The sequence below is a fragment of the Chryseobacterium sp. IT-36CA2 genome, from assembly GCF_949767875.1.
Taxonomy (GTDB): domain Bacteria; phylum Bacteroidota; class Bacteroidia; order Flavobacteriales; family Weeksellaceae; genus Chryseobacterium.
This window is the reverse complement of record NZ_CATKPG010000011.1, coordinates 1,215,664-1,237,386: the sequence shown is the minus strand read 5'-3', so window position 1 is coordinate 1,237,386 and position 21,723 is coordinate 1,215,664. Positions and strand designations below refer to the sequence as shown.

Sequence of the window (21,723 nt, the reverse complement as noted above, 5' to 3'; positions counted from 1 at the left end):
AAGAAATTTTCTTTATTTTTGTTTTCAATCAAAATGAAAGGCATTATGTTAAAGAAAACCGTCATTATCAGTTTATTCACCTTTATTTCTGCTTCTTATATGGCTCAGACCAATACTACCATACCCGTTTATTTAGATGAATCCAAACCTGTAGAACAGCGTATTCAGGATGCATTATCAAGAATGACATTGGAAGAAAAAGTAGCAATGCTTCATGCACAGTCGAAATTCAGTTCGCCCGGTGTTCCAAGATTGGGAATTCCTGAATTCTGGACAACAGATGGTCCTCACGGGGTTCGCCCTGAAGTAATGTGGGACGAATGGGATCAGGCCGGATGGACCAACGACTCTATCATCGCCTACCCTGCCCTGACTGCTTTATCCGCAACATGGAACAAAAAAATGTCATGGAACTATGGTAAAGCGTTGGGGGAAGAAGCCCGCTACAGAAAAAAAGACATTCTTCTAGGACCCGGAGTGAATATTTACAGAACTCCACTGAACGGAAGAAACTTTGAGTACATGGGTGAAGATCCTTATCTGACTTCAAAAATAGTGGTTCCTTATATTAAAGGAGTGCAGTCTAACGGTGTGGCAACTTCTGTGAAACATTATGCTCTGAACAATCAGGAAATGTTCCGCCATACCAGTAATGTAAATGTAGATGACAGGGCTCTTTATGAAATTTACCTGCCTCCTTTCAAAGCAGCTGTAACAGAGGGAGATTCATGGACGATCATGGGTGCTTATGATATGTATAAAGGTCAGTATGCCAGCCAGAATCAGTATCTTTTAAATGATATTTTAAAAAAAGAATGGAATTATAAAGGCGTTGTAGTATCTGACTGGGGTGCTGTAAACAATACAGAACAAGCCATCCACAATGGTCTTGACCTTGAATTCGGATCGTGGACTAACGGACTTTCTGCAGGAACAAAAAATGCCTACGACAATTATTATCTGGCAAAACCTTATCTTGATTTGATTAAAGCAGGAAAAGTAGGTACTAAAGAACTTGATGACAAGGTAACAAGATTACTTCGTCTTGCTTATAAAACTACAATGAACCGTAACAAGCCTTTCGGAAATATAGCATCTGAGGAGCATAAAGCAGTAGCTAAAGAAATTGGAGAAGAAGGAATTGTTTTATTGAAAAATCAGGGAAATGTTCTTCCGATTGATATTAATAAGGCTAAAAAAATAGCCGTTATCGGAGAGAATGCCATTAAAATAATGACAGTTGGCGGAGGTTCTTCATCTTTAAAAGTAAAATATGAAACACTTCCTTTAGACGGGATCAAAACCAGATTTGGAAAACAGGCAGATGTACAGTACGCGAGAGGTTATGTAGGTGATATCGGAGGTGAATACAACGGCGTAAAATCCGGACAGGATTTAAAAGATACCCGCTCTGAAGCTGAATTACTGAATGAAGCTGTAGAATTGGCTAAGAAATCAGACTACGTAATTTTTGTAGGCGGATTGAATAAAGCAGACTTCCAGGACAGTGAAGGAAACGACAGAAAAAGCTATGGGCTTCCATACAGTCAGGATCAGGTGATCTCTGCACTTGCAAAAGCCAATAAAAATCTTGCTGTGGTTTTAGTTTCCGGAAATGCTGTAGCAATGCCATGGATCAAAGAAGTTCCAACAGTTGTACAGGCTTGGTATCTGGGTTCTGAAGCCGGAAATTCTATTGCTGCAGTTTTAGCTGGAGACGCCAATCCTTCAGGAAAACTTCCGTTTACATTCCCAGTAAAACTTGACGATAACTCAGCACATCAACTTGGAGAATATCCAGGGCAGAAAGATGAACTGGCAGCAGGAAAAGGTAAAGATCAGAAAAACCCTATCAATATTACTTACAATGAAGGCATTTTTGTAGGTTACCGTTGGTATGATACTAAAAATATAAAGCCATTGTTCAGTTTCGGACATGGATTGAGCTATACCACTTTTGAATTCGGAAAGGCAAAAGCAGACCAGACCACGATTTCACAGGATGGCAAAATTACATTGACAGTAACGGTTAAAAATACAGGTAAAAAAGCAGGTGCTGAAGTGGCTCAGCTTTACATCAGTGATTTAAAATCATCCGTTCCGCGTCCTACAAAAGAATTGAAAGGTTTTGAAAAAGTATATCTGAATCCGGGAGAGCAAAAAGAAGTTACTTTCACCATTGATAAAACAGCTCTAAGTTATTTTGATGCTCAAAAACACGATTGGGTAGCTGAACCGGGAGATTTTGAAGCATTGATTGGAAATTCTTCCGATGCTATTAAAACTAAAGTGAAGTTTACCCTTAAATAAATGGGAAATTCAATTTGAGAATAACTACTCAAAAAAGAATATCTCATCTTTTTATATTTTATTTGGTTGAATTAAACAGATCCCGAACTGGGGTCTGTTTTTTTATTCCTCTCTTTTTATGCGTGCTAAACTTATCAGAGTTTCTCTAACGCAAAGTTTAAATAAAAAAGTAACATTTTTAAGGAAGCTAAGAAAGCAACTTTGTTGTTTAAGAAGGATTCTGATTGTACATCCGCTTAGAAAGAATCAAGGTAATTGATTCAAGTCTTTGCTGTCTTAAAATAATAAGAAATTCAGATAAAAACTTTGCGTTAAAATCTAATTATTTCTCTCCTACAGATTAAAATGATTTCACAGGTTTTTTTAAGACAAAGATTAAAAATGGATCTTTTCAATTCCAGCTTCCATCCCAAAATAAAAAGCAGATTTCAATTTGAAACCTGCTTTCTTTTTATCTAACAAATCTTGAGTTATTTTCCGCCGCCGCTGTTTTTCTCTACGTCGGTTTTTGTGTTTTCTTTTACCTTCTGATTTCCGAAACGTTTTACAAAAGTAAGAGAAACACCGTACCAGTCCCATTTTGAATATTCTCTGAACGTTCCATCTGGACTGTAAGTCGTGTTATCACCATAAGGTCTTTTAAAAATATTCATCAGCTGCATGCTCAGCTCCATTTGGGTTTTCGGGAATATTTTGGTGACTGAAATATTGTGGAATACGTTGGTATTATTCGCATAAGAATTTCCGTTATTCTGGTTTGCAAGCTCTACCCACGCACTTAGGTTAATATTTTTATTGAAAAGATTCGTGTAAGATACATTCGCAGAAGCTCCCCAATAACTGATATAATCTTTACCTCCTAACTTATTTTTCTCATTAAAGTCTTTATTATTAATATAATACCATCCGAATCCGGCATTTACATTCAGTTTATTTTTCAGGAAGTTCTGATTCGTATTGGCAAAAAGATAATATTTCTCAACTTTTCCATCGAAGTTCCCTGGCAATGAAACCGTTCTTCCGTTTTCCGTCACATAAGTTGTCCAGTAATCCTGATTGGTGTGCATATATCTTGCAGAGATAAAGTACTTTTTCAGAATTCCTAATTTCATATACAATCGGTCATTCGGATTGGGATTCAGATAAAGATTCCCTCTTGAATAAGTTCCGTTAATTTCAGGAACGAGGAAAGGATTAAATTCCGAATACCAAGGTCTCCAGATAGTTCGGTTATAGGTAAGACTCAAGTCAAATTTCTCTGAAAAACTATACTTCAGCAATAGATTGGGAAGAAAAGTTCCGTATGAATCTCTTCTTTCTGTACCTGCAACATCCTGTCTTACTTTATAATCAATATATTCATAACGCACTCCAATTCTTGTTTCTAATTTTTTGAAGAATGTTTTACTATAGTTGGCATATAAAGAGCTTAGATTATCCTCATAATGGAAGGTATCATTTCTCGCAAGATTATAATATTCTGAGTTCACATCAGTCATACTGAATCCATACAGGCTGTTTGGAATAATATGATTGTTAATTTCCGTTTTTCCTCCTACTTCCATCGTACCGCCGGATTTCCCTAAAGGTTGTGTATAATCTACTTTCAGATAATAATTGCGCATCTGATTTGAACTGATAACTCCCAGCTGTTGTGCTGAGCTGCCCGTCTGATTATTAATCTGCTTATCAATTAAATTATCATTGTCATTGCTGGAGTAATTGGTCCCTAAATTAATATCTAAAATTCTGTTCTTTTCTTTATCATAATATTTGTAGAAAGCATTAGTTCCCAGATTACGGTTGAATCCCCAGGTATTCTGTGTCTGAAGAAAAGAGTCACCAGGTTCTCCATTATTGAAGATCATTCCATTAGATTCTGCCAGAGACAGATTTCTGCTCTGTGAGTACTCTGCTACAAATCCAATATTATTTTTATCATTCAGTTCAAATTCTGAAGTGGAAGAAAGAGAAGGACTCTCGTTTCTCATCACGTTCTCCAAATTAAACTGAGTCAGTTTATTAGTAGCATACCGATTGTCCCATGTTTGAGTCTTCTGTACATAATTTCCACTATTGTAACCTCCTATAAAAGTTTGGGTAAACTTTTTCTTATGGTAATTCAGGTTGAAATTCGTGTATTGGGAGTTCTTTGTGCTTTGTCTGTTGTTGAGGGAGATACTTCCTTTTATTCCTTCGTCATCTCTTTTTTTCAGAACAATATTGATTACAGATCCTGAAGTTTCATAACGGGAGGAAGGGCTGGTAATCACTTCAATTTTCATCAGGTTGTCAGCCGGAATTGTTTTAAGATATTCCTTTAATTCTTTCCCTGTAAAAACAGATTTTCTGTCGTTGATGTATACCGTTACCATTTGCCCTTCGGCTTTTACATCGTCATTGTTGTCAATACTTACCAAAGGAGTCATTCTCAGAACATCCCATGTTGTATTTCCTGCCAGAATTGCACTGTTCGCTACATTGAATACAGTTCTGTCTATTTTCGATTCTACTGTCGGTTTTCTGGCTACCAGTGTAACAGCTTCTATTTCTTTTGCATTTCCTTTTACAGTATCCTTTGCAGCCGGAGCCGGAGCTTGCTGAGCCATTGCTAATGAACCTGCTAATATCGCGATTGGAAATATAATTACTTTCATGTGAAATTATAGTTTATCTATAAGACCATTATCTTCACAACTTTGTTACATCAAATAGTAAAAAAAATAAAATAAATATCTAATTTCCAGCAAGATATCAGAAATACTTTTAAACATAAATTAAAAAACAATATAAACTTTTCAAAAAAAAAGTTCAATATAAATCACTTCCATAATAATTATTCTTAAAAAGAGTTTTTATCTGTAATTTAAATTTTACTGAAAAAAAGTTTTAAAACTTATCCTAAACCTATGATTTTTTTGAGAACAACTTATGAAAACAAATCGATCATCATCAGATTTTCAAAAAGTATAGCCATAAAAAAGCCCGGATCTCACCCGGGCCGCTAGCAATAGCAAATTTACAAGGAATAATATTAAAAAATATATGCTAGTTTAAATTTTCAAAATAGTGGATAACACCTACTTCAGGCAAGCGAAGCGGATCTTTATTAAAATCAGACTCCCTATTGTTACTGCTTTCCAGAAAAGAATTACTGAAAAGTGCATAAGAAGGCTGTTCTGCCAATCCGTTTTTCAAAAGCTGATGGGCTTCCACAATGGTTTTTCCATAGAGTTTTCTGAAGCTTCCAATATTATATTGTGAAAAAGATCCATAATGAACAATAAATTTAAGAGCCAGATCAATTTGGGTACTTAAATTCTTACTCAGCTCTTCTATCTTCCTGTTGAAGGCGCTTCTCATCTTCCACAGCATTGTTGAAATACTCTGGTAAGACGGATTTTCATCATAACGGTAAAATAAAATGGCATCTCCCTCAATCTCGGAAATTTCAAAATACTGATCGTTCACATCAATGAGTGTAGACAATAATTGTCGCACAATATACTCGCCTGTATACAATTTTGTATTGAACACAAATTCGGTAAATCCGCTGAAATCCGGAATAAGAATGATCCCCTCTTGTATATTTGTCTTCATAATGATTATGGATTAAAAACCTGCTTCATCATTAGAGACGAAGCAGATTCAATTTTACTTTATTGCCATCCGCCTCCTACAGAACGGTAAAGCGCTGTAATGGCATTCAACCTCTGAGTTTTCAGAGAGGCAAGGTCTAATTCTACCTGAAGTTTATTCGTTTGGGCGATAATCACTTCTACATACGTTGCTGAATTATATTTAAATAATAAATCAGCTTTCTTCACTGCTTCACCGGATTTCACAGCCAGTCCTTCCGCAATCTTCTGCTGTTCTTCCAACTTTTGGATCTGTACCAAAGCATCAGAAACTTCACCTACTGCTTTTAAAACAGACTGCTTAAAGTTGATTTCTGCCTGATCAGCCAATACTTTAGACTGCTCATACTGTGTTTTCAGCTGTTTTCCATTCAGAATAGGCTGTGCTACAGCTCCTGCCACCATTCCGAAAAGTGATCCCGGAACGCTGAACCATTTACTGATCTGAAAGGCATTCACTCCTCCCTGCGCCGTAATATTCAAAGAAGGATACATGCTCATTTTTGCAACATGGATCGCAGCAGCACTTTTTCTGACTTCAAGTTCTGCTGTTTTAATATCAGGTCTATAGCTTAATAATTCTGAAGGAACCCCTGCTGCAAGATGATCCGGAGACTGCACATTGTTCAGACTGGCACTTCTTTCAATTTTCCCTGGCATAGAACCTGTCAACAAACTCAAAGCATTTTCCTGAGTGGTCACAGAGCTTTCAATAGCAGGAATTGATTTCAGAATCTGATCTTTTACAATTTCCTGCTGTTGTACTGCCAAAGCTGTTGTTAATCCAAGTTCCTGCTGTTTGGTCAGAAACTTCAGGGTATTATCCGCATACGCCAGATTGGATTTTGTAATTTCAAGCTGAGTATCCAGCATTAATAAGTTATAATATCCTTGTACAACCGCAGATACAACTTGTGTTTTTACCGCTTTTGCAGCTTCCTGTGTTTTAAGATATTCTGCTAAAGCCTGTTCTTTTCTTCCTTTGATCTTCCCCCAAATGTCTGCTTCCCATGAAAAGCTCAATGAGGTTGTATAATCTTCCATATACCTTTTTCCCATAAACTGCCCTGCCATCATTCCATTCATGCTGTTGTCTGAAGGACGGTTGATATTGGCATTGGCAGAAGCACTTACAGTCGGGATATTGGCCCATTTGCTCTGATTATAAGCCAATGAGGCAAACTCTATCTGCTTCAAAGCCACCTGAAGATCATTATTTTGTACCATCGCTTTATCAATCAATCCTACCAGAACGGGATCTTTAAAGAAGTTTTTATAGCTGATTTTAGCAATATTCTCATGAGAATCTGTAACAATACTGTCACTTCTGAAAGCTTCTGGCATTTTTACTTCTGGCTGTTCATATTTCTGAACTTTACAGGATATTGCCGTTCCCGAAATGAATGCGATATATGCTATATTTTTAATTTTCATTTTTAAAATCATTTGAATTAATATTCCCAATCCGCATCGGTTGCTACCCTGCCATTGATTCTTTCATGCAATGCCTGGAATACCACAAAAAGAACCGGAACTACAAAAATTCCTAAGATGGTTCCGAAAAGCATCCCTGAAATAGCTGCATATCCGATAGAATGATTCCCCATCGCTGATGGACCCACCACAAATAACAACGGAAGTAATCCTGTTATAAATGCAAGGGAAGTCATTAGAATAGGACGCAGACGGGCTTTTGCCCCTTCCACAGCAGATGCGATAAGACTTTTTCCTGCTCTTCGTCTCTGAATCGCAAATTCTACAATCAGGATACCATTCTTCGCTAACAATCCGATCAGCATCACCAATGCAATTTGCACATAAATATTGTTGGAAAGTTCCGCAAATGTTATTCCTACGAATACTCCTGAAAGCCCTACCGGAATAGCAATCAATACCGCTAATGGAAGGATATAACTTTCATACTGAGCTGATAAAAGGAAGAATACAAACACGATACATAATCCGAAAATCATCACAGATTGCGAGCTCGAACCTGCTTCTTCACGGCTCATTCCTTTATAATCGTAAGTATATCCCGGAGGAAGCACCTGCTTGCTTACCTCGTCAATGGCTGCCATAGCCTGTCCTGTGCTGTATCCCGGAGCCGCCATTACCGTTAAATTGGAAGAATTAAATAAGTTGAAACGATCTACTACTTCTGCTCCTGTCACCTGTTTCAGGCTTACCAATGTATTAACAGGAACCATCTGCCCCAGATTGTTTTTAACGAAAATTCCGTTCAGAGATTCTTTATCCTGTCTTGTTTCCGGCGTAGATTGCACCAGTACTCTGTAATATTTCCCGAATCGGTTAAAATCAGAAGCCTGAATACTTCCATAATATCCCTGCATTACTCCCAACACATCAGAAACATTTACTCCAAGCTGGGCAGATTTCACTTCGTCTACAAGGACTTCAAATTGCGGATAAGTAACGTCAAACGTAGTAAATGCCACTGCTACCTCAGGTCTCTGCATCAAAGCGCCCATCATTCCGTAGGAAATATTTCCCAGATTCTGAAGTTCTCCGTTGGTACGGTCCTGAAGCACAAGCTCCATCCCACTGGTATTTCCGAAACCATCTACCGTTGGCGTATTGATCACAAGGAAATTGGCTCTTTTATCCTGAGAAAGCATACCCTGTGTTTGTCCGATGATATCATTGATATTATTGACGGGTCCTCTCTCACCTCCTTTTTTTAATTTAACAAAAATAGATGCTGCCGAAGATGACATGGAACCACTGAATAAGTTCAATCCGTCTACTGAAATTACTTTGTCCACTGCCGGATTTTTCATTAATAGATCTTCCGTATCGGAAACCACTTTTGATGTTCTGTCTTTTGAAGCTCCGGGAGCAAGGTTAGCCGTTACAATAATGAAACTCTGGTCTTCATCCGGAATAAATCCTTTAGGCGTTGTCATAGACATCCATGCAAACAAACCTCCGAAGGCTACAATAATGATCAATGCTACCCATTTTCTTTTTAAAAGGAATAACACAGCTTTTCCATAACGGAAAGTCAGTTTATTGAAGCTTGCATTGAACCCTGCAAAGAAACGGTCTTTGAAATTCATTTTTTCATGGGTTTCCGGATGATGTTGTTTTAAGAATAAAGCACATAAAGCCGGACTCAGTGTCAATGCATTGATCGCTGAAATCACAATGGCAATCGCCAATGTCAATGCAAACTGCTGGTAGAACAATCCTGTGGAACCACTCATAAAAGCCACCGGAACGAATACTGCAGACATAATCAATGTAATGGAAACAATAGCTCCTGTAATCTCACTCATTGCCGACATGGTTGCTGCTCTAGGATTCAATTTTTTATGTTCCATTTTAGCATGAACAGCCTCTACAACTACGATGGCATCATCCACCACAATACCAATCGCCAAAACCAATGCAAACAGGGTCAAAATATTAATAGAGAACCCGAAGACTTTCATAAAGAAGAACGTTCCTACAATCGATACCGGAACTGCAATGGCCGGAATCAATGTTGAACGGAAATCCTGAAGGAAGATATACACCACAATAAACACCAGAATAAAGGCTTCTATAAGGGTATGAATAACCTGCTCTATCGATTGATCCAACGCATCTTTTGTAGCGTAAGGAATTTCATAATCCATTCCTGCCGGGAAGGATTTTTCCAGTTCTTTCATTCTTTCCTGAAGAGCGATCTGTACTTCATTGGCATTGGATCCTGCCATCTGGAAGATCGCCATCGTTACAGATGCTTTTTTATTATAATTGGAAGAAACCGTATAACTGTACGCTCCGAATTCTACTTTGGCAATGTCTTTTAATTTTAAAACAGAACCGTCATTCAACGCTTTGATGGTGATATTTTCATATTGTTCAGGTTCTGTAAATTTTCCTTTGTAGCGAAGCACATATTCCATGACCTCTTTACTTCTTTCTCCTAATCTTCCGGGTGCTGCTTCAAGGTTTTGGGTCTGAATAGCACGGGAAACATCGGAAGGGGTAAGGTTGTAAGAAGTCAGTTTATTCGGATCCAGCCAGATACGCATGGAATAATCTTTATTTCCGTATACCATGGCATCTCCTACTCCTTTTACTCTTTTCAGTTCGGGAACGATATTTATTTTCGCATAGTTTTCAAGGAAAAGATCACTCATAGTACCGTCTTTACTGGTCAGAGAGACCATCGCGATCATACTGTTCTGTCTTTTCACAGTCGTAATTCCTGCCTGAATTACCTCTGCAGGAAGTTGGTTGGTCACCTGCGCCACCCTGTTCTGAACGTTAATGGCCGCCTGATCGGGATCTGTTCCCAATTTGAAAATAACAGTAATACTCAATGTACCGTCATTACTGGCTGTAGAAGTAATATAGTCCATATTTTCCACTCCATTAATGGCATTTTCCAATGGCGGTGCTACAGACCTTGCAATGGTCTCAGCATTGGCTCCCGGATAAGCAGCTGTTACCATGACGGTAGGAGGTGCAATGTCCGGAAATTTGGTAATCGGAAGGCTTACCATCCCAACAATCCCGAGAATAACAAGCAATACGGAGATAACCGTTGCCAGTACGGGTCTTTTTATAATTTTCTTTAACATGATTTCTTCTTAGGATTTTTTCTGTTGAGCATTTTTCTTTTGTGCCACGACAGGAGTTCCCGGCTGCAGACGGTCAAAACCACTGGTGATATACTCATCTCCTGCCTTCAGTCCTTTGGCTACAATGAAATTGTCTCCGGCTTTTCCATTCACTTCAATCGGAAGCATTGCAGCTTTCCCGCCTTGAATAGCAAACACAAAAACTTTATCCTGAATGGTTCTGGTAGAAGCAATCGGAAGTAAAACAACATTGCTGTAGAACTGATCCAATACAATCTTTCCGGTGTTTCCACTTCTCAAAAGGTTGCTGGGATTGTTGAATTTGGCTCTTAACGTAATAGATCCGGTCGTTTTATTAAACTGACCTTCTACAGCATCAATCTTTCCTGTTTCCGCAAACTTTTCACCTCCTGAAAGCAATAATGATACTGCTGGTGTATTTTTGATCACCTCATCAATACTGCTTCCGGTATATTGTTTCTGGAAGTTATTAAAATCATTTTCGCTCAAACTGAAGTAGGTATACACCTGATGAATGTCTGATAACAGAGTAATAGGATCCTGATTTCCCGGCGTCATTAAACTTCCCAGACGATAATTGAATCTCCCAATAAATCCACTCACCGGAGCTTTAATAGTAGAGAAGTTTAAATTAATTTTTGCAGATTCAATGGTTGAAGAAGACTGGCTTACTGCTCCACGTGCTGCATTATAAGCAGCTTCTGCTTCTTTTACCTGAATTTCAGAAACCATTTTGTTTCTGAACAGTTCTTTTTTTCTGTCCAGATCAATTTTAGAGGTTGAAAGATTCGCCTGAGCTGTAATCAAAGATGCCTGAGCACTTTTCAGCTGTTCACGGAAGACCTGATCTTCAATTTTAAATAAAGGCTGACCTGCTCTCACAAAATCACCTTCATCCACAAACATTTTGCTTAAATATCCTGTTACCTGAGGTCTAATTTCTACATTGGAAACTCCCTCGATAGATGCTGCATATTCTCTGGAGACAGAAGCGTCTCCCTGGGTTACTTTTGCCACAGGTAATTCTGGTGCCTGCTGCTGATAGCCCTGGTTTTGATTATTTTTCCTACACCCTGCCAATATGATCAGTGAGAGGAAAAGTAGAGTCGATTTTTGAATAAAAAATCTTTGCATAACAATAGTCCTTTTAAATTTTCCGGACAAAATTCGAACGAAAAAAATTCAATAGGATTATTCAAAAAACTCCTTGTTTTGTCAAAAAGACTCCTGATTCAAAAAAACATGAGAAATATCATTCATAGAGAATATAAATGATACTATTTACTATTTTAAATCAAAATAATAGTTGAAATTTGGTAAAAAGACGTCTTAAAAATACAAGCTATTGATTATCAATACAAATCATCTTTTTTGTATTCCAAAGGAGATCTTCCTGCGTGTTTTTTGAAAAATTTACTGAAGGATGCCTGATCTGAAAAACTCAGCTTTGATGCTACCTCACTGATATTCAAGTTGGGATTTTTCAATAGCAGCCTGGCTTCTACCGCTAGCACCTGATGAATAATATCTCTGGGAGATTTAAATACCGTTTTATTGATTACTTTCGTGAGGTATTTACGGCTGATAAAAAGTTTATCGGCATAGAACTGAACATTGTGTTCTTCTTTAAAATGATGCTGAACGAGCTTAAAGAAACTGGTCGTCAGCTCATCTTCTCTATGGGTAACCGGATGAGGTCTTTCCGTTTTCTTGAAATAATTGTCAATTTCGTAAATCACCAGTGAAAAGTGATGCCAGATCATTTCATTGAAATAATAATTATCTTTTTCCTTATCATTCAAAACTTTAAGTTCATCAAGATGAAAATTCAGTTTCCTGTACACATCCGGTTCATTCCTGATGATATTGGCAGGATCAGAAGATAAACTCTTAAGAACATTATTTGATTTATAATTAAAGCCTGCATCAGATATAAAGTTCAATGAAAAGAAAATATATTTAGCATTGTAATCTTCTGTAATTTCATCCAACCAAAACGTTTCCAGCATGGGACAAAAAATAATATCGCCTTTGGTCACGCTATAACTTTTATCATCCAACCTGAATGTTACACTTCCTTTCTGCACCATAAAAATGCAGAAATAATCGGAACGATAAGGCATATTAGGTTGTATAATGTAGTTTGCCTTATCAATTTCCATCACCACAAATTCCTTGATTCTAAGATCAAATTCTACCTGCTGCAATACTTCATCAAATGCTAACTGAGAAACAAATTCAAGGTCTTGAAGGTTTTTTTTCCTGGATTTTTTGGCCATGAGAATAGGTTGTAAATACGAAGTTAATAAAAAGAAAGAAAAGGCAAATTATACCAGTAATAAATAAACAGTTTTGCTTTTTTACTCAACAACAAACATCAGTTTTTTATCATATCCGTTATATTTTTCATCGATATACCCATGAGGATTACAGATGACTTCTGTTTTTTCAATCTTATACCTGCACGGACTATGGATATGCCCGTGAATCCAGTACAATGGCTGATATTCTTTGATTATATCTTCCAGATCAGAAGCATAAGCGGCTGTTAAAGGATCTTCTTTATAATGATCAGGAACAGATTGTATGCTAGGCGCATGATGGGTAACGACTATATTTTTAAGCCCTTTTGAATCTTCAAGACTTTCTTTTAACCATTGTTTTGAAAACTGATGGATTTTAAAGGTATCCATTGTTCTCATTTTTGAATAGGAAGGATCTCTCCTGATCATTTTATAGTCATTCATTTTGGGCTGACAAAGCATTCCGTACTGAACAGGGTTCCCAAAGATTGAAAAATCCGTCCATAAGGTTGCCCCGTGAAAACGAACTCCATCAATATCTACAAATAAATTTTCCAGCACGTGAACATTGGAATCCAACGCTGCCTCTTTGATTTTATTGTGTGTTTTAGGGTACGAGCCTTTATAGTATTCATGATTTCCCAACACATAGATTACAGGTTTATTGGGTATTGCTTCTTTAATCCATTCAAGACCCTTGGTTCCAAGATTAACATCACCTGCCAGCACGACAATATCTGAATCATCAAAACATAATTCCGTACTTCCAAATTCCCGATGAAGATCGCTGATGACCTGTATTTTCATGATGTATAGTAAAAAGACAAAGGTAATAAAGGGAAAATAGAATGGCAAGAAGACAAAAAAAAGAACCGACACCTAAGTACCGATTCTTTCATCATATAGTTTGTATATTTTTAAGGCTGCTTATTATGAAACGGCTACTTCTGTGCGTTTCATTTTTAAGCTTTTCAATATAAAATAGAATAACATTCCGAGCGCTAGCAGGGCGTAGCTAATCAAAATAACCAGATTCAGACTTCCTACTGATAATTCTGAAGGAAAGATTTGGCTCATCAACGTCATGAACGACAGTCCAATCCCAGCTCCCAAAAAGTAACTTGTAGAGCTCAAACTTGAGGCCAATCCGTAATTTGAAGGTTCAACATCCTGAATTCCCATCACTGAAAGTGCGGTAAAGCAAAATGTCATTCCTACGCCAGAGATACATGCAGCCCCCAGTAAAACCATTGTCAGCGGATGTCCGGCATAAACTGAAACCAAGAGCAACAATCCTCCAACCAACATGAACAACCATCCTAAAACGCCCATTTGAGAAGAACTCAAACGTTTTGATACTTGTGGCAGAATAAATTTAGCCGTTAAAGCTGATATGATACTGAAAGGAACAAGCATTAACCCTGCAGACGCAGCGCTGTAATCCATATCTTTCTGAAGCATCAATGAAATCAGGAATAAAAACCCGATAAAAAATGCTCCTAAAGTAAAGAATACTGCATTGGAAACTACTAAAGACCTATGCTTAAACAATTTTAAATCTACCAAAGGCTCAGCAACTGATTTCAAGCGATAATATACCATAACAAGCAGTACTAAAGCCAATACCAGAGAGCCTATCACCAGGAAAGACTGTTCTTTAATATGGACTAATTCGTGGGTTCCGTAAGTCAGGCTTAACAATCCAAGTACCATCAATATTCCTGAAACCATATCTGTTTTCTGAGTGGTTTCATTTTTTTCATCTGTGGGCAGATAATAATAAGACAGTACAAGTGTTATTAAAAGAATAGGAACATTGATCAGGAAAACCCAATGCCAGCTAAGGTAAGTACTGATAATTCCTCCTACGGAAAGACCACTTCCCGAACCAATGGCAGCAAATGAGCTGAAAATTCCGATGGCTCGGTTCCTCTCCTGCTCTCCTCTGAAGGTATTGGTTACAATGGATAATGCTGAAGGCATCACCAGCGCAGCTCCCAATCCCTGCAAAGCACGGAATATTGCCAATACTTCAAAGTTTTGGGATAGTCCTGCTCCTAATGAAGTCAGCATAAAAATCAGCGCTCCCCATAAAAACATTTTCTTTCTCCCGATCTGGTCTGAAAGTTTTCCTCCAATGATCAAAAATCCTCCAAAAAACAGTACATAAAGGGTCTGTAACCACTGAACAGTTTCTGCTCCGATTTGAAACTGCTGCTGAATAGAAGGAATTGTTAAATTAATAATGGCAATATCCAACGCCTCTACAAATGTTCCTACCGATGCTAATATTAATATTAAATTCTTCCTTGTATCCATGTTTCAAATTTCCTGCAAAATTAAAATTAACAGAACGTATTTGAAAATTTAACCTTAAATTTGGAACGATATTAAAAATAACAAACATTTAAAAGAACAAAACACCTGATACATTAAAAAAAACTATAAAAACAGAACAAAATGGCAACTGAAAATTATATTCCTGATGAAAAAGACTTGTCTATCCTCCGCCTTCTTCAGAAAGATGCAAAGATGAGTGTCCGTGATATTTCGGCAAGAATCAACCTGAGTCCCACTCCTACTCACGAACGTATCAAACGTATGGAAAAACAGGGAATCATTAAAGAGTATACGGCTGTGGTAGACCGTAAAAAGGTTAATAAAGGAATGATGGTGATCTGTATGATTGCTTTAAATGTTCACAATAAGAAAACAGCTGGAAAATTCATTGAGGAAGTCGGAAAGCTGAAAGAAGTTGTAGAATTTTATAATATCAGTGGGGATTTTGACTTTATGCTGAAGATCCTTGCTCCCAATATGGACGAATTTCACGAATTTTTTGTCAATAAATTATCAGAAATCGAGGGAATTGGACAAACCAAGAGTATTTTTGTGATGAATAGTATCAAGGAAAGCGCTCAGATTGTTTAAGCTAAAAAAAGCAGCTATATAAAACATACAGCCGCTTTTTCATTTTAAACCAGAATTTTCTAAATTATTCTGTTGTTATTTATTTCCAGTAATTCCAGACTGAGCCATCAAATATTGCCAGTGTTTTGCTGGTTGTATCATAGCAGATCATACCGGGATAAGGATTTTTTACGTTAAGATGCGGTGTTGCCACTTTGGGAAGTATCATTGCTTTATTCGGGGATTCCAGAACTAATACACCATCGGCTGCACTGGCTGCTTCCCCCATTATAACTCCTTTGCCTGTTTCTGCAGAATTGTTGACTAGAATCGCACTTGAGTTTCCGGCATCTGATAAGGATTTCCAGGCATCATTTTCATACATTTTTACTTTGCTATCTGTCACATCAAAAATGAATGTTCCGTTCACTAAAGATCCTGTAGGAAATCCGGATGTAGCGGGAAGAATCAAACCTTTTGTATTTCCTGATACATTATCAAAATCCAATACGGTACTATTTCCGTCTATCGACTGTTTACCAATCGCAACCTGAGCAAAAAATGTATTAAAAACCATTAAGGCAACTGCTATACTTATATTTCTTATATTTTTCATATTATCTGTCGGTTAGATTAATCATTACAACTTCTTTGTACACATTTCCATTCAGTACCATTATAAAGCTTTACACATTTATCCTGAATATCGTATAGAAGCATTCCTTCTTTGGGCTCTGCAATGGCATCTCCAGGTTGTGGAGTCTGGCTTACATGCTGAACTCTGGTAATGACAAAGCCTTTATTTTTTGATTCCAGCGTTATGAATCCATTAGGAATACTTTCCGGCCAAGAATTGCTTTTCTGCTGTACGGTAATCCCAAATTTTGTATATGTGTCAGGTGTACCTGAAATTCCGGGTTTTGTACACAATCCATCAATCTCATCAATAATAAGAGGAGCATTTCCGCAAATTGTTTTATCTTCTGATAATCCTTCAGGCCAAAGAGAAGGACACATTGCTTTCGTTGCATTCGGTCCACAAAAACTGGAACTTCCCATTCCTAATCCTGTTACGGATCCCATAACAATAGCTACTATCTGGTTATCATCACTGATGATGGAAGCTCCTCCACCTCCGCTTACATCTGCTTTTGCAATACAATAAGCTCTTCCAGTAGAAATACCTACGTATTCAACAGAAGGATATGTTGTAGACTGCTGGGTAAATGTTCCACATATTTCTACAACACTATTCGTCCCGAGTTCTATCACTGAAGTGGTTCCCGGATAAAAACCTCCAAAGGTTGGATCTTCCTGAATAACTGATCCTACAAGAGATAAGAAAGATTTACTTCCTAATTTAATTTTTGAATTTTTCTGAGATCCGAAAGTCCCTACTTTCACTGTTCCTGTTGACTTAACACTTGCTCCATCACTAATTTCCAGCACTCCATCAACCTGAATACTGTTAGACTGCAATTGTCCGGATTGAATGATCAGTGTTGCTCCGTTTGGAATGCTGATGTTTGTACTTACACTAAGATTTCCGCTGAGACAATATGTATTTCCACTTGTGATCGTCTGTCCGGTATAAGGAATACACTGAGCATAAGTCATTGCACTGAAGAAAAGCATTAATAAAAAAGACAATTTTTTATTAATCTTTAAAAAAAATAGGTTATTCATATACATTTATAATACTTTAACAAATTATTACTATTTAAATAAAAAATATTTAAATTTTCAACATCATCGTCCCCACTAACAACAATTAATATACCAAACGCTTGTTTAATTTTTTAATATTTATATGATATTTAACCCGAACGCATCATCTTCAACACTGTTAAAAAACTTCTATAAATGGTACACCACAACAAATTACACTCTTTAAATGCCGTTCAAATTCAACAGAATTATTTCATCTATTTTCAATTTAAAATGATGTTTTCCGGGGATGTTTAACAAGAAGAATTCTTTATTTTTAATACAACAGTCCATTTATGATGCAAACCACATTCAAAACATTACAAATTTCAAATCATCCGTATTTTAAACTAAATAAGACAATAGATAATCTGAATGACGGACCTCCATGCAAATTCACATTAAAAACCGTAAATTTGCAGCATGAATAACGATACGATATGTGCACTGGCTACTGCCAATGGAATAGGTGCTTTAGGCATCATCCGAGTTTCAGGAAATGAGGCTTTATCTGTAGTTCAGAAAAGTTTTCCGGCCAAAAATCTGGAAAAACAAAAATCCCACACCATTCATTACGGTTATTTTATGGATGAGGAGGAAGCTATTGATGAAGTAATGCTTTCTATCTTCCTTGCTCCGAAAAGTTTCACCACTGAAAATTCTGTGGAGATTGCTTTTCACGGCTCTCCGCATATCGGAAAACGTATTCTTGAAACTTTGATCAAAAACGGGGCGAGAATGGCCAAAGCAGGAGAATTTACACTCCGTGCTTTCATCAACGGCAGAATTGACCTTTCCCAGGCGGAAGCTATTGCTGATGTGATTGCATCTGAAAACGAAGCTTCCAGAAAAGTAGCGATCAATCAACTGAAGGGAGGAATTACGAATGAAATATCTGTATTAAGAACTGATCTTCTGAATTTTGTCTCTCTGATCGAGCTGGAACTGGATTTTGCTGAAGAAGATGTAGAGTTTGCAGACAGAAGTGCGTTAAGCGGATTATTAGATAAAATTGAAGTCAAATTAAATTCCCTGATTGAGAGTTTCCAATACGGAAATGCAATTAAAAACGGAACTGCTGTTGCTATCATCGGAAAACCGAATGCAGGAAAATCTACACTACTGAATTCTCTTCTGAAAGAGGAAAGGGCAATTGTAAGTAATATTGCAGGAACAACCAGAGATACGATTGAGGAAGTTCTTCATATTAAAGGTCATGCTTTCCGATTGATTGACACTGCAGGACTTCGTGAAACGGTGGATGAAATTGAAGCAATTGGGGTAAAAAAAGCTAAAGAAAAAGTAGAAAACGCTAATATTTTGGTTTATCTGGCGGATGCTGCTACTGAGGATTTTTCTGAGGATATTGAAATGATTCAGTCTTTATTGAGAGAAGATCTGAAGCTGATTATCTGTGCGACAAAAATTGATGAAGTTATTCCAACAAAATATGAAGCGGTAGAAGATATCTTCAGAAATGCGATTTCTCATGATTTTGACTTTATTAAAATTTCTGCAGTTGAAAATCAAAATATACAGGATCTGAAAAATGAGCTTTCATCGTATGTAGAGCAATTAAAAACTGAGGAAAATAATGTTGTGATCACCAATCAACGTCACTTTGAAGCCTTAAGAAAGTCTTTGGATGCTGTTGACAAAGTGAAAGAAGCTATTTCTTTCCAGATCTCTACGGAATTACTGGCTTATGAACTGAGAAATGCGCTGGAACATCTTGGAGAAATTTCCGGAGAGGTTACTAATGATGAAGTGCTGGGGAATATTTTCTCTAAGTTTTGTATCGGAAAGTAAAGTATGAAAACAAAGGAAAATAAAAACTTAATAAAAGCATATAAATAAAGGATTTGTTGAGGTTTTTAAAATTTTTCATTTCTTTTAATTTCCCTTTTTATTTACATTTTTACTGTTAATTTACATTTTATTTTTAAATTTGTGTAAATAATGTAAATAAAATGGAAATTTCATTACGTCAAAGATTGTCTAAGAAAACAGGTAAGATTACTCTTTATTTGGAAATCTACAAAGGTTATTCAAAAGACGAAAACGGAAAGATTAAACATAATAGAGAATATGAATACCTTGACTATTTTCTATATGATAAACCAAAGAATCCAGCAGAAAAGCAACATAATAAGGAAAATCTAAAATCAGCAGAAGCGGTAAAGGCTCAAAAGGTTTTAGAAATTCAGAATGGAACGTATGGATTTGCTAATACTCATAAATTAAATACAAACTTTATAGAGTATTTTAAGAAACTTACGGAGGAACGCTTTCAAAGTTTAGGCAATTATGGAAATTGGGACAGCACTTTAAAGCATTTACTCGGCTACTCGAATACGACTACTACCTTTAAAGATATAACTCCAGAGTTTTGTGAGGGGTTTAAAGATTATCTTTTGAATAGGGTAAAGACCAAAACAGGTAATGCTTTATCTCAAAATTCTTGTTCTTCTTATTTCAATAAATTCAGAGCCTCTTTAAATCAGGCAGTAGATGATGGGATTATAAACGATAATCCTTGTAAAAAGATTAAAGGCATTAAAGCAGAAGAAACAGAAAGAGAATATCTTACACAAGAAGAGTTGCAAGCTATCATGGAGGCAGAATGTAGATATGATGTTTTGAAAAATGCATTTTTATTTAGTTGTTTTACAGGTTTACGTTGGTCGGATATAAATCTACTCACTTGGAGTAAAATACAGGATTTTGAAGGTGGTTATAGAGTTCAGTTTAAACAACAGAAGACCAAAGGTGTAGAATATTTGGATATTCCCAAAAATGCTTTACTATATATTGGAAAAAGAGGTAATCCAGAGGACAGGGTTTTTATAGGGCTAAAATATAGTGCTTATATGAATACCGCTTTAACTCAATGGATGCTGAGAGCAGGAATTACAAAGCCAATTACTTTTCATTGTGCGAGACATACCTACGCAACTTTTCTTTTAACTAAAGGAGTTGATATTTACACAGTTTCAAAAATGTTAGGTCATAGAGAGCTTAAAACAACTCAAATTTACACTAAAGTAATTGACCAGAAAAAAAGAGATGCAGTAAACGTATTTGATGAAGTTTTTAAATAGTTGAGAAATGGAAAAAGTAGATAGACTTGTACAACATGCATACAGTAAGATTTTTATTGAAAATTTACACTTTCTAAATACAGATTTAGAAAGCATCAAAAGACTAATTTTAAATAATCAAAAGTTACTTTCAAATAAATTAGATAAGGTTCTATTTATTTCAGATTTAGCAGAAAAATTGAAATCTGACAAGATAGATGAAGCTGTAAAACAGAGGCAAACTTATGGTGAAGTTTTAATGAATGACTATAAAGAAATTGAAACTTTATACAACTGGTTGAAAGCAAATACAAATGAGGAAAAAGAATCCTTTTTGAATTTGCTTAATAATTCTGATATTTCTACCTATAAGTGGGAAATTGAAGAAGATAAATTAAGTTTTCTTTTTGATAAATTACGAGGTGATTTTATTAGTGTAAACACTACATTAGATAGTTTTACATTTGCTTTCTCTGGCAGACCTTTGCAAGAAGTAAGAGAAAAAATACAGTGGGTTAAATATTCTAAAAATAGATTCCCCAATAAAAAATCAATAACAGATTTAATAGATATTCTTTTGTCAAAAAATATCATTATAAAGGATGCAAATTTAAAAAAAGTAGATGAGTTAAAAATATTAAATACCTTATTTTGCTCAAAGGATGGGGAAATGATTTTCACCAATTCTAATTTTACCTCAACTGGTAAAACCTCCGAGTTTAGAATGGATTTAGAGAAAATAATCAATTCTATTTTATAACTTATATACTCAATAAGTAAGATATAGTACGATATAAGTTATTTTTTCCTTTGCCTTTCCTTACCATTTTTGCACTTATAAACTTAATAGTTGCAGATTATGGAGGCAAATACAATAGAACAGAAATTAGAAAGAATTGAGAAACTACTCATTTCACAAAAAACAGTTTTAAACTTTGAAGAGCTAGTAGGATATACTGGACTTTCTCAAAGTTATCTTTATAAACTTACCAGCAAAGGCGATATTCCTTTTTACAGACCGAACGGAAAGCAACTCTATTTCAATAAAGTTGAGATTGATACGTGGTTACTTCGTAATCGTTCTAAAACGAATGAGGAAATACAAAATGAAGTTACAACCAATCAAACCCTAAAAAAGTAACCAAACAAAGTTACTTTACAA

At 36.3% G+C, this 21,723-nt stretch carries 16 protein-coding genes; 6 read left to right on the top strand and 10 right to left on the bottom strand.

Features of this window, described 5'->3' with window-relative positions; genetic code table 11:
- The first annotated feature begins 99 nt into the window (after positions 1-99).
- Positions 100-2,310 carry a glycoside hydrolase family 3 C-terminal domain-containing protein gene (locus ACM6F9_RS06365; protein WP_414845107.1) on the top strand — a complete coding sequence of 737 codons (2,211 nt, stop codon included), beginning with the start codon at positions 100-102 and terminating at the stop codon, positions 2,308-2,310.
- A 470-nt stretch (positions 2,311-2,780) separates the two neighbouring features.
- On the opposite strand, the gene ACM6F9_RS06360 is transcribed toward ACM6F9_RS06365, so the two are convergent.
- The 8 genes from ACM6F9_RS06360 to ACM6F9_RS06325 form a co-directional block, all read right to left on the bottom strand.
- A complete protein-coding gene (locus ACM6F9_RS06360; protein ID WP_414844910.1) occupies positions 2,781-4,967 on the bottom strand; it encodes an outer membrane beta-barrel protein in 2,187 nt (728 codons plus the stop codon).
- A gap of 391 nt (positions 4,968-5,358) precedes the next feature.
- Entirely contained in the window at positions 5,359-5,910 is a 552-nt protein-coding gene (locus ACM6F9_RS06355; RefSeq protein ID WP_414844909.1) for a DUF2652 domain-containing protein, read from the bottom strand.
- Between the two features lie 59 nt (positions 5,911-5,969).
- Positions 5,970-7,382, bottom strand: coding sequence for an efflux transporter outer membrane subunit (locus tag ACM6F9_RS06350; RefSeq protein ID WP_414844908.1), 1,413 nt, complete (start codon positions 7,380-7,382; stop codon positions 5,970-5,972).
- Positions 7,383-7,399: 17 nt separating this feature from the next.
- Positions 7,400-10,540 carry an efflux RND transporter permease subunit gene (locus tag ACM6F9_RS06345; RefSeq protein WP_414844907.1) on the bottom strand — a complete coding sequence of 1,047 codons (3,141 nt, stop codon included), beginning with the start codon at positions 10,538-10,540 and terminating at the stop codon, positions 7,400-7,402.
- 9 nt (positions 10,541-10,549) lie between these two features.
- Positions 10,550-11,695, bottom strand: coding sequence for an efflux RND transporter periplasmic adaptor subunit (locus ACM6F9_RS06340; protein WP_414844906.1), 1,146 nt, complete (start codon positions 11,693-11,695; stop codon positions 10,550-10,552).
- A gap of 218 nt (positions 11,696-11,913) precedes the next feature.
- On the bottom strand, positions 11,914-12,840 hold the full coding sequence (locus ACM6F9_RS06335; protein ID WP_414844905.1) for a helix-turn-helix domain-containing protein: 927 nt from the start codon (positions 12,838-12,840) through the stop codon (positions 11,914-11,916).
- Between the two features lie 81 nt (positions 12,841-12,921).
- Complete coding sequence (locus tag ACM6F9_RS06330) at positions 12,922-13,671, bottom strand: metallophosphoesterase (protein ID WP_414844904.1); 750 nt, start codon at positions 13,669-13,671, stop codon at positions 12,922-12,924.
- Positions 13,672-13,794: 123 nt separating this feature from the next.
- Entirely contained in the window at positions 13,795-15,183 is a 1,389-nt protein-coding gene (locus tag ACM6F9_RS06325; protein WP_414844903.1) for an MFS transporter, read from the bottom strand.
- Positions 15,184-15,324: 141 nt separating this feature from the next.
- Between ACM6F9_RS06325 and ACM6F9_RS06320 the strand changes: the two genes are divergently transcribed.
- Complete coding sequence (locus tag ACM6F9_RS06320; RefSeq protein ID WP_034696927.1) at positions 15,325-15,795, top strand: Lrp/AsnC family transcriptional regulator; 471 nt, start codon at positions 15,325-15,327, stop codon at positions 15,793-15,795.
- Between the two features lie 79 nt (positions 15,796-15,874).
- On the opposite strand, the gene ACM6F9_RS06315 is transcribed toward ACM6F9_RS06320, so the two are convergent.
- Positions 15,875-16,390, bottom strand: coding sequence for a hypothetical protein (locus tag ACM6F9_RS06315; RefSeq protein WP_414844902.1), 516 nt, complete (start codon positions 16,388-16,390; stop codon positions 15,875-15,877).
- Between the two features lie 17 nt (positions 16,391-16,407).
- A complete protein-coding gene (locus ACM6F9_RS06310; protein ID WP_414844901.1) occupies positions 16,408-17,424 on the bottom strand; it encodes a hypothetical protein in 1,017 nt (338 codons plus the stop codon).
- A 480-nt stretch (positions 17,425-17,904) separates the two neighbouring features.
- Between ACM6F9_RS06310 and mnmE the strand changes: the two genes are divergently transcribed.
- From mnmE to ACM6F9_RS06290, 4 genes are all read left to right on the top strand, one after another.
- Positions 17,905-19,290 carry a tRNA uridine-5-carboxymethylaminomethyl(34) synthesis GTPase MnmE gene (gene mnmE, locus ACM6F9_RS06305; RefSeq protein WP_414844900.1) on the top strand — a complete coding sequence of 462 codons (1,386 nt, stop codon included), beginning with the start codon at positions 17,905-17,907 and terminating at the stop codon, positions 19,288-19,290.
- A gap of 161 nt (positions 19,291-19,451) precedes the next feature.
- A complete protein-coding gene (locus ACM6F9_RS06300; RefSeq protein ID WP_414844899.1) occupies positions 19,452-20,582 on the top strand; it encodes a tyrosine-type recombinase/integrase in 1,131 nt (376 codons plus the stop codon).
- A gap of 7 nt (positions 20,583-20,589) precedes the next feature.
- Positions 20,590-21,321 (top strand): hypothetical protein, encoded by a 732-nt coding sequence (locus ACM6F9_RS06295; RefSeq protein WP_414844898.1) that lies wholly within the window; start codon positions 20,590-20,592, stop codon positions 21,319-21,321.
- Positions 21,322-21,420: 99 nt separating this feature from the next.
- On the top strand, positions 21,421-21,702 hold the full coding sequence (locus ACM6F9_RS06290) for a helix-turn-helix transcriptional regulator (RefSeq protein ID WP_414844897.1): 282 nt from the start codon (positions 21,421-21,423) through the stop codon (positions 21,700-21,702).
- Positions 21,703-21,723 lie beyond the last annotated feature (21 nt).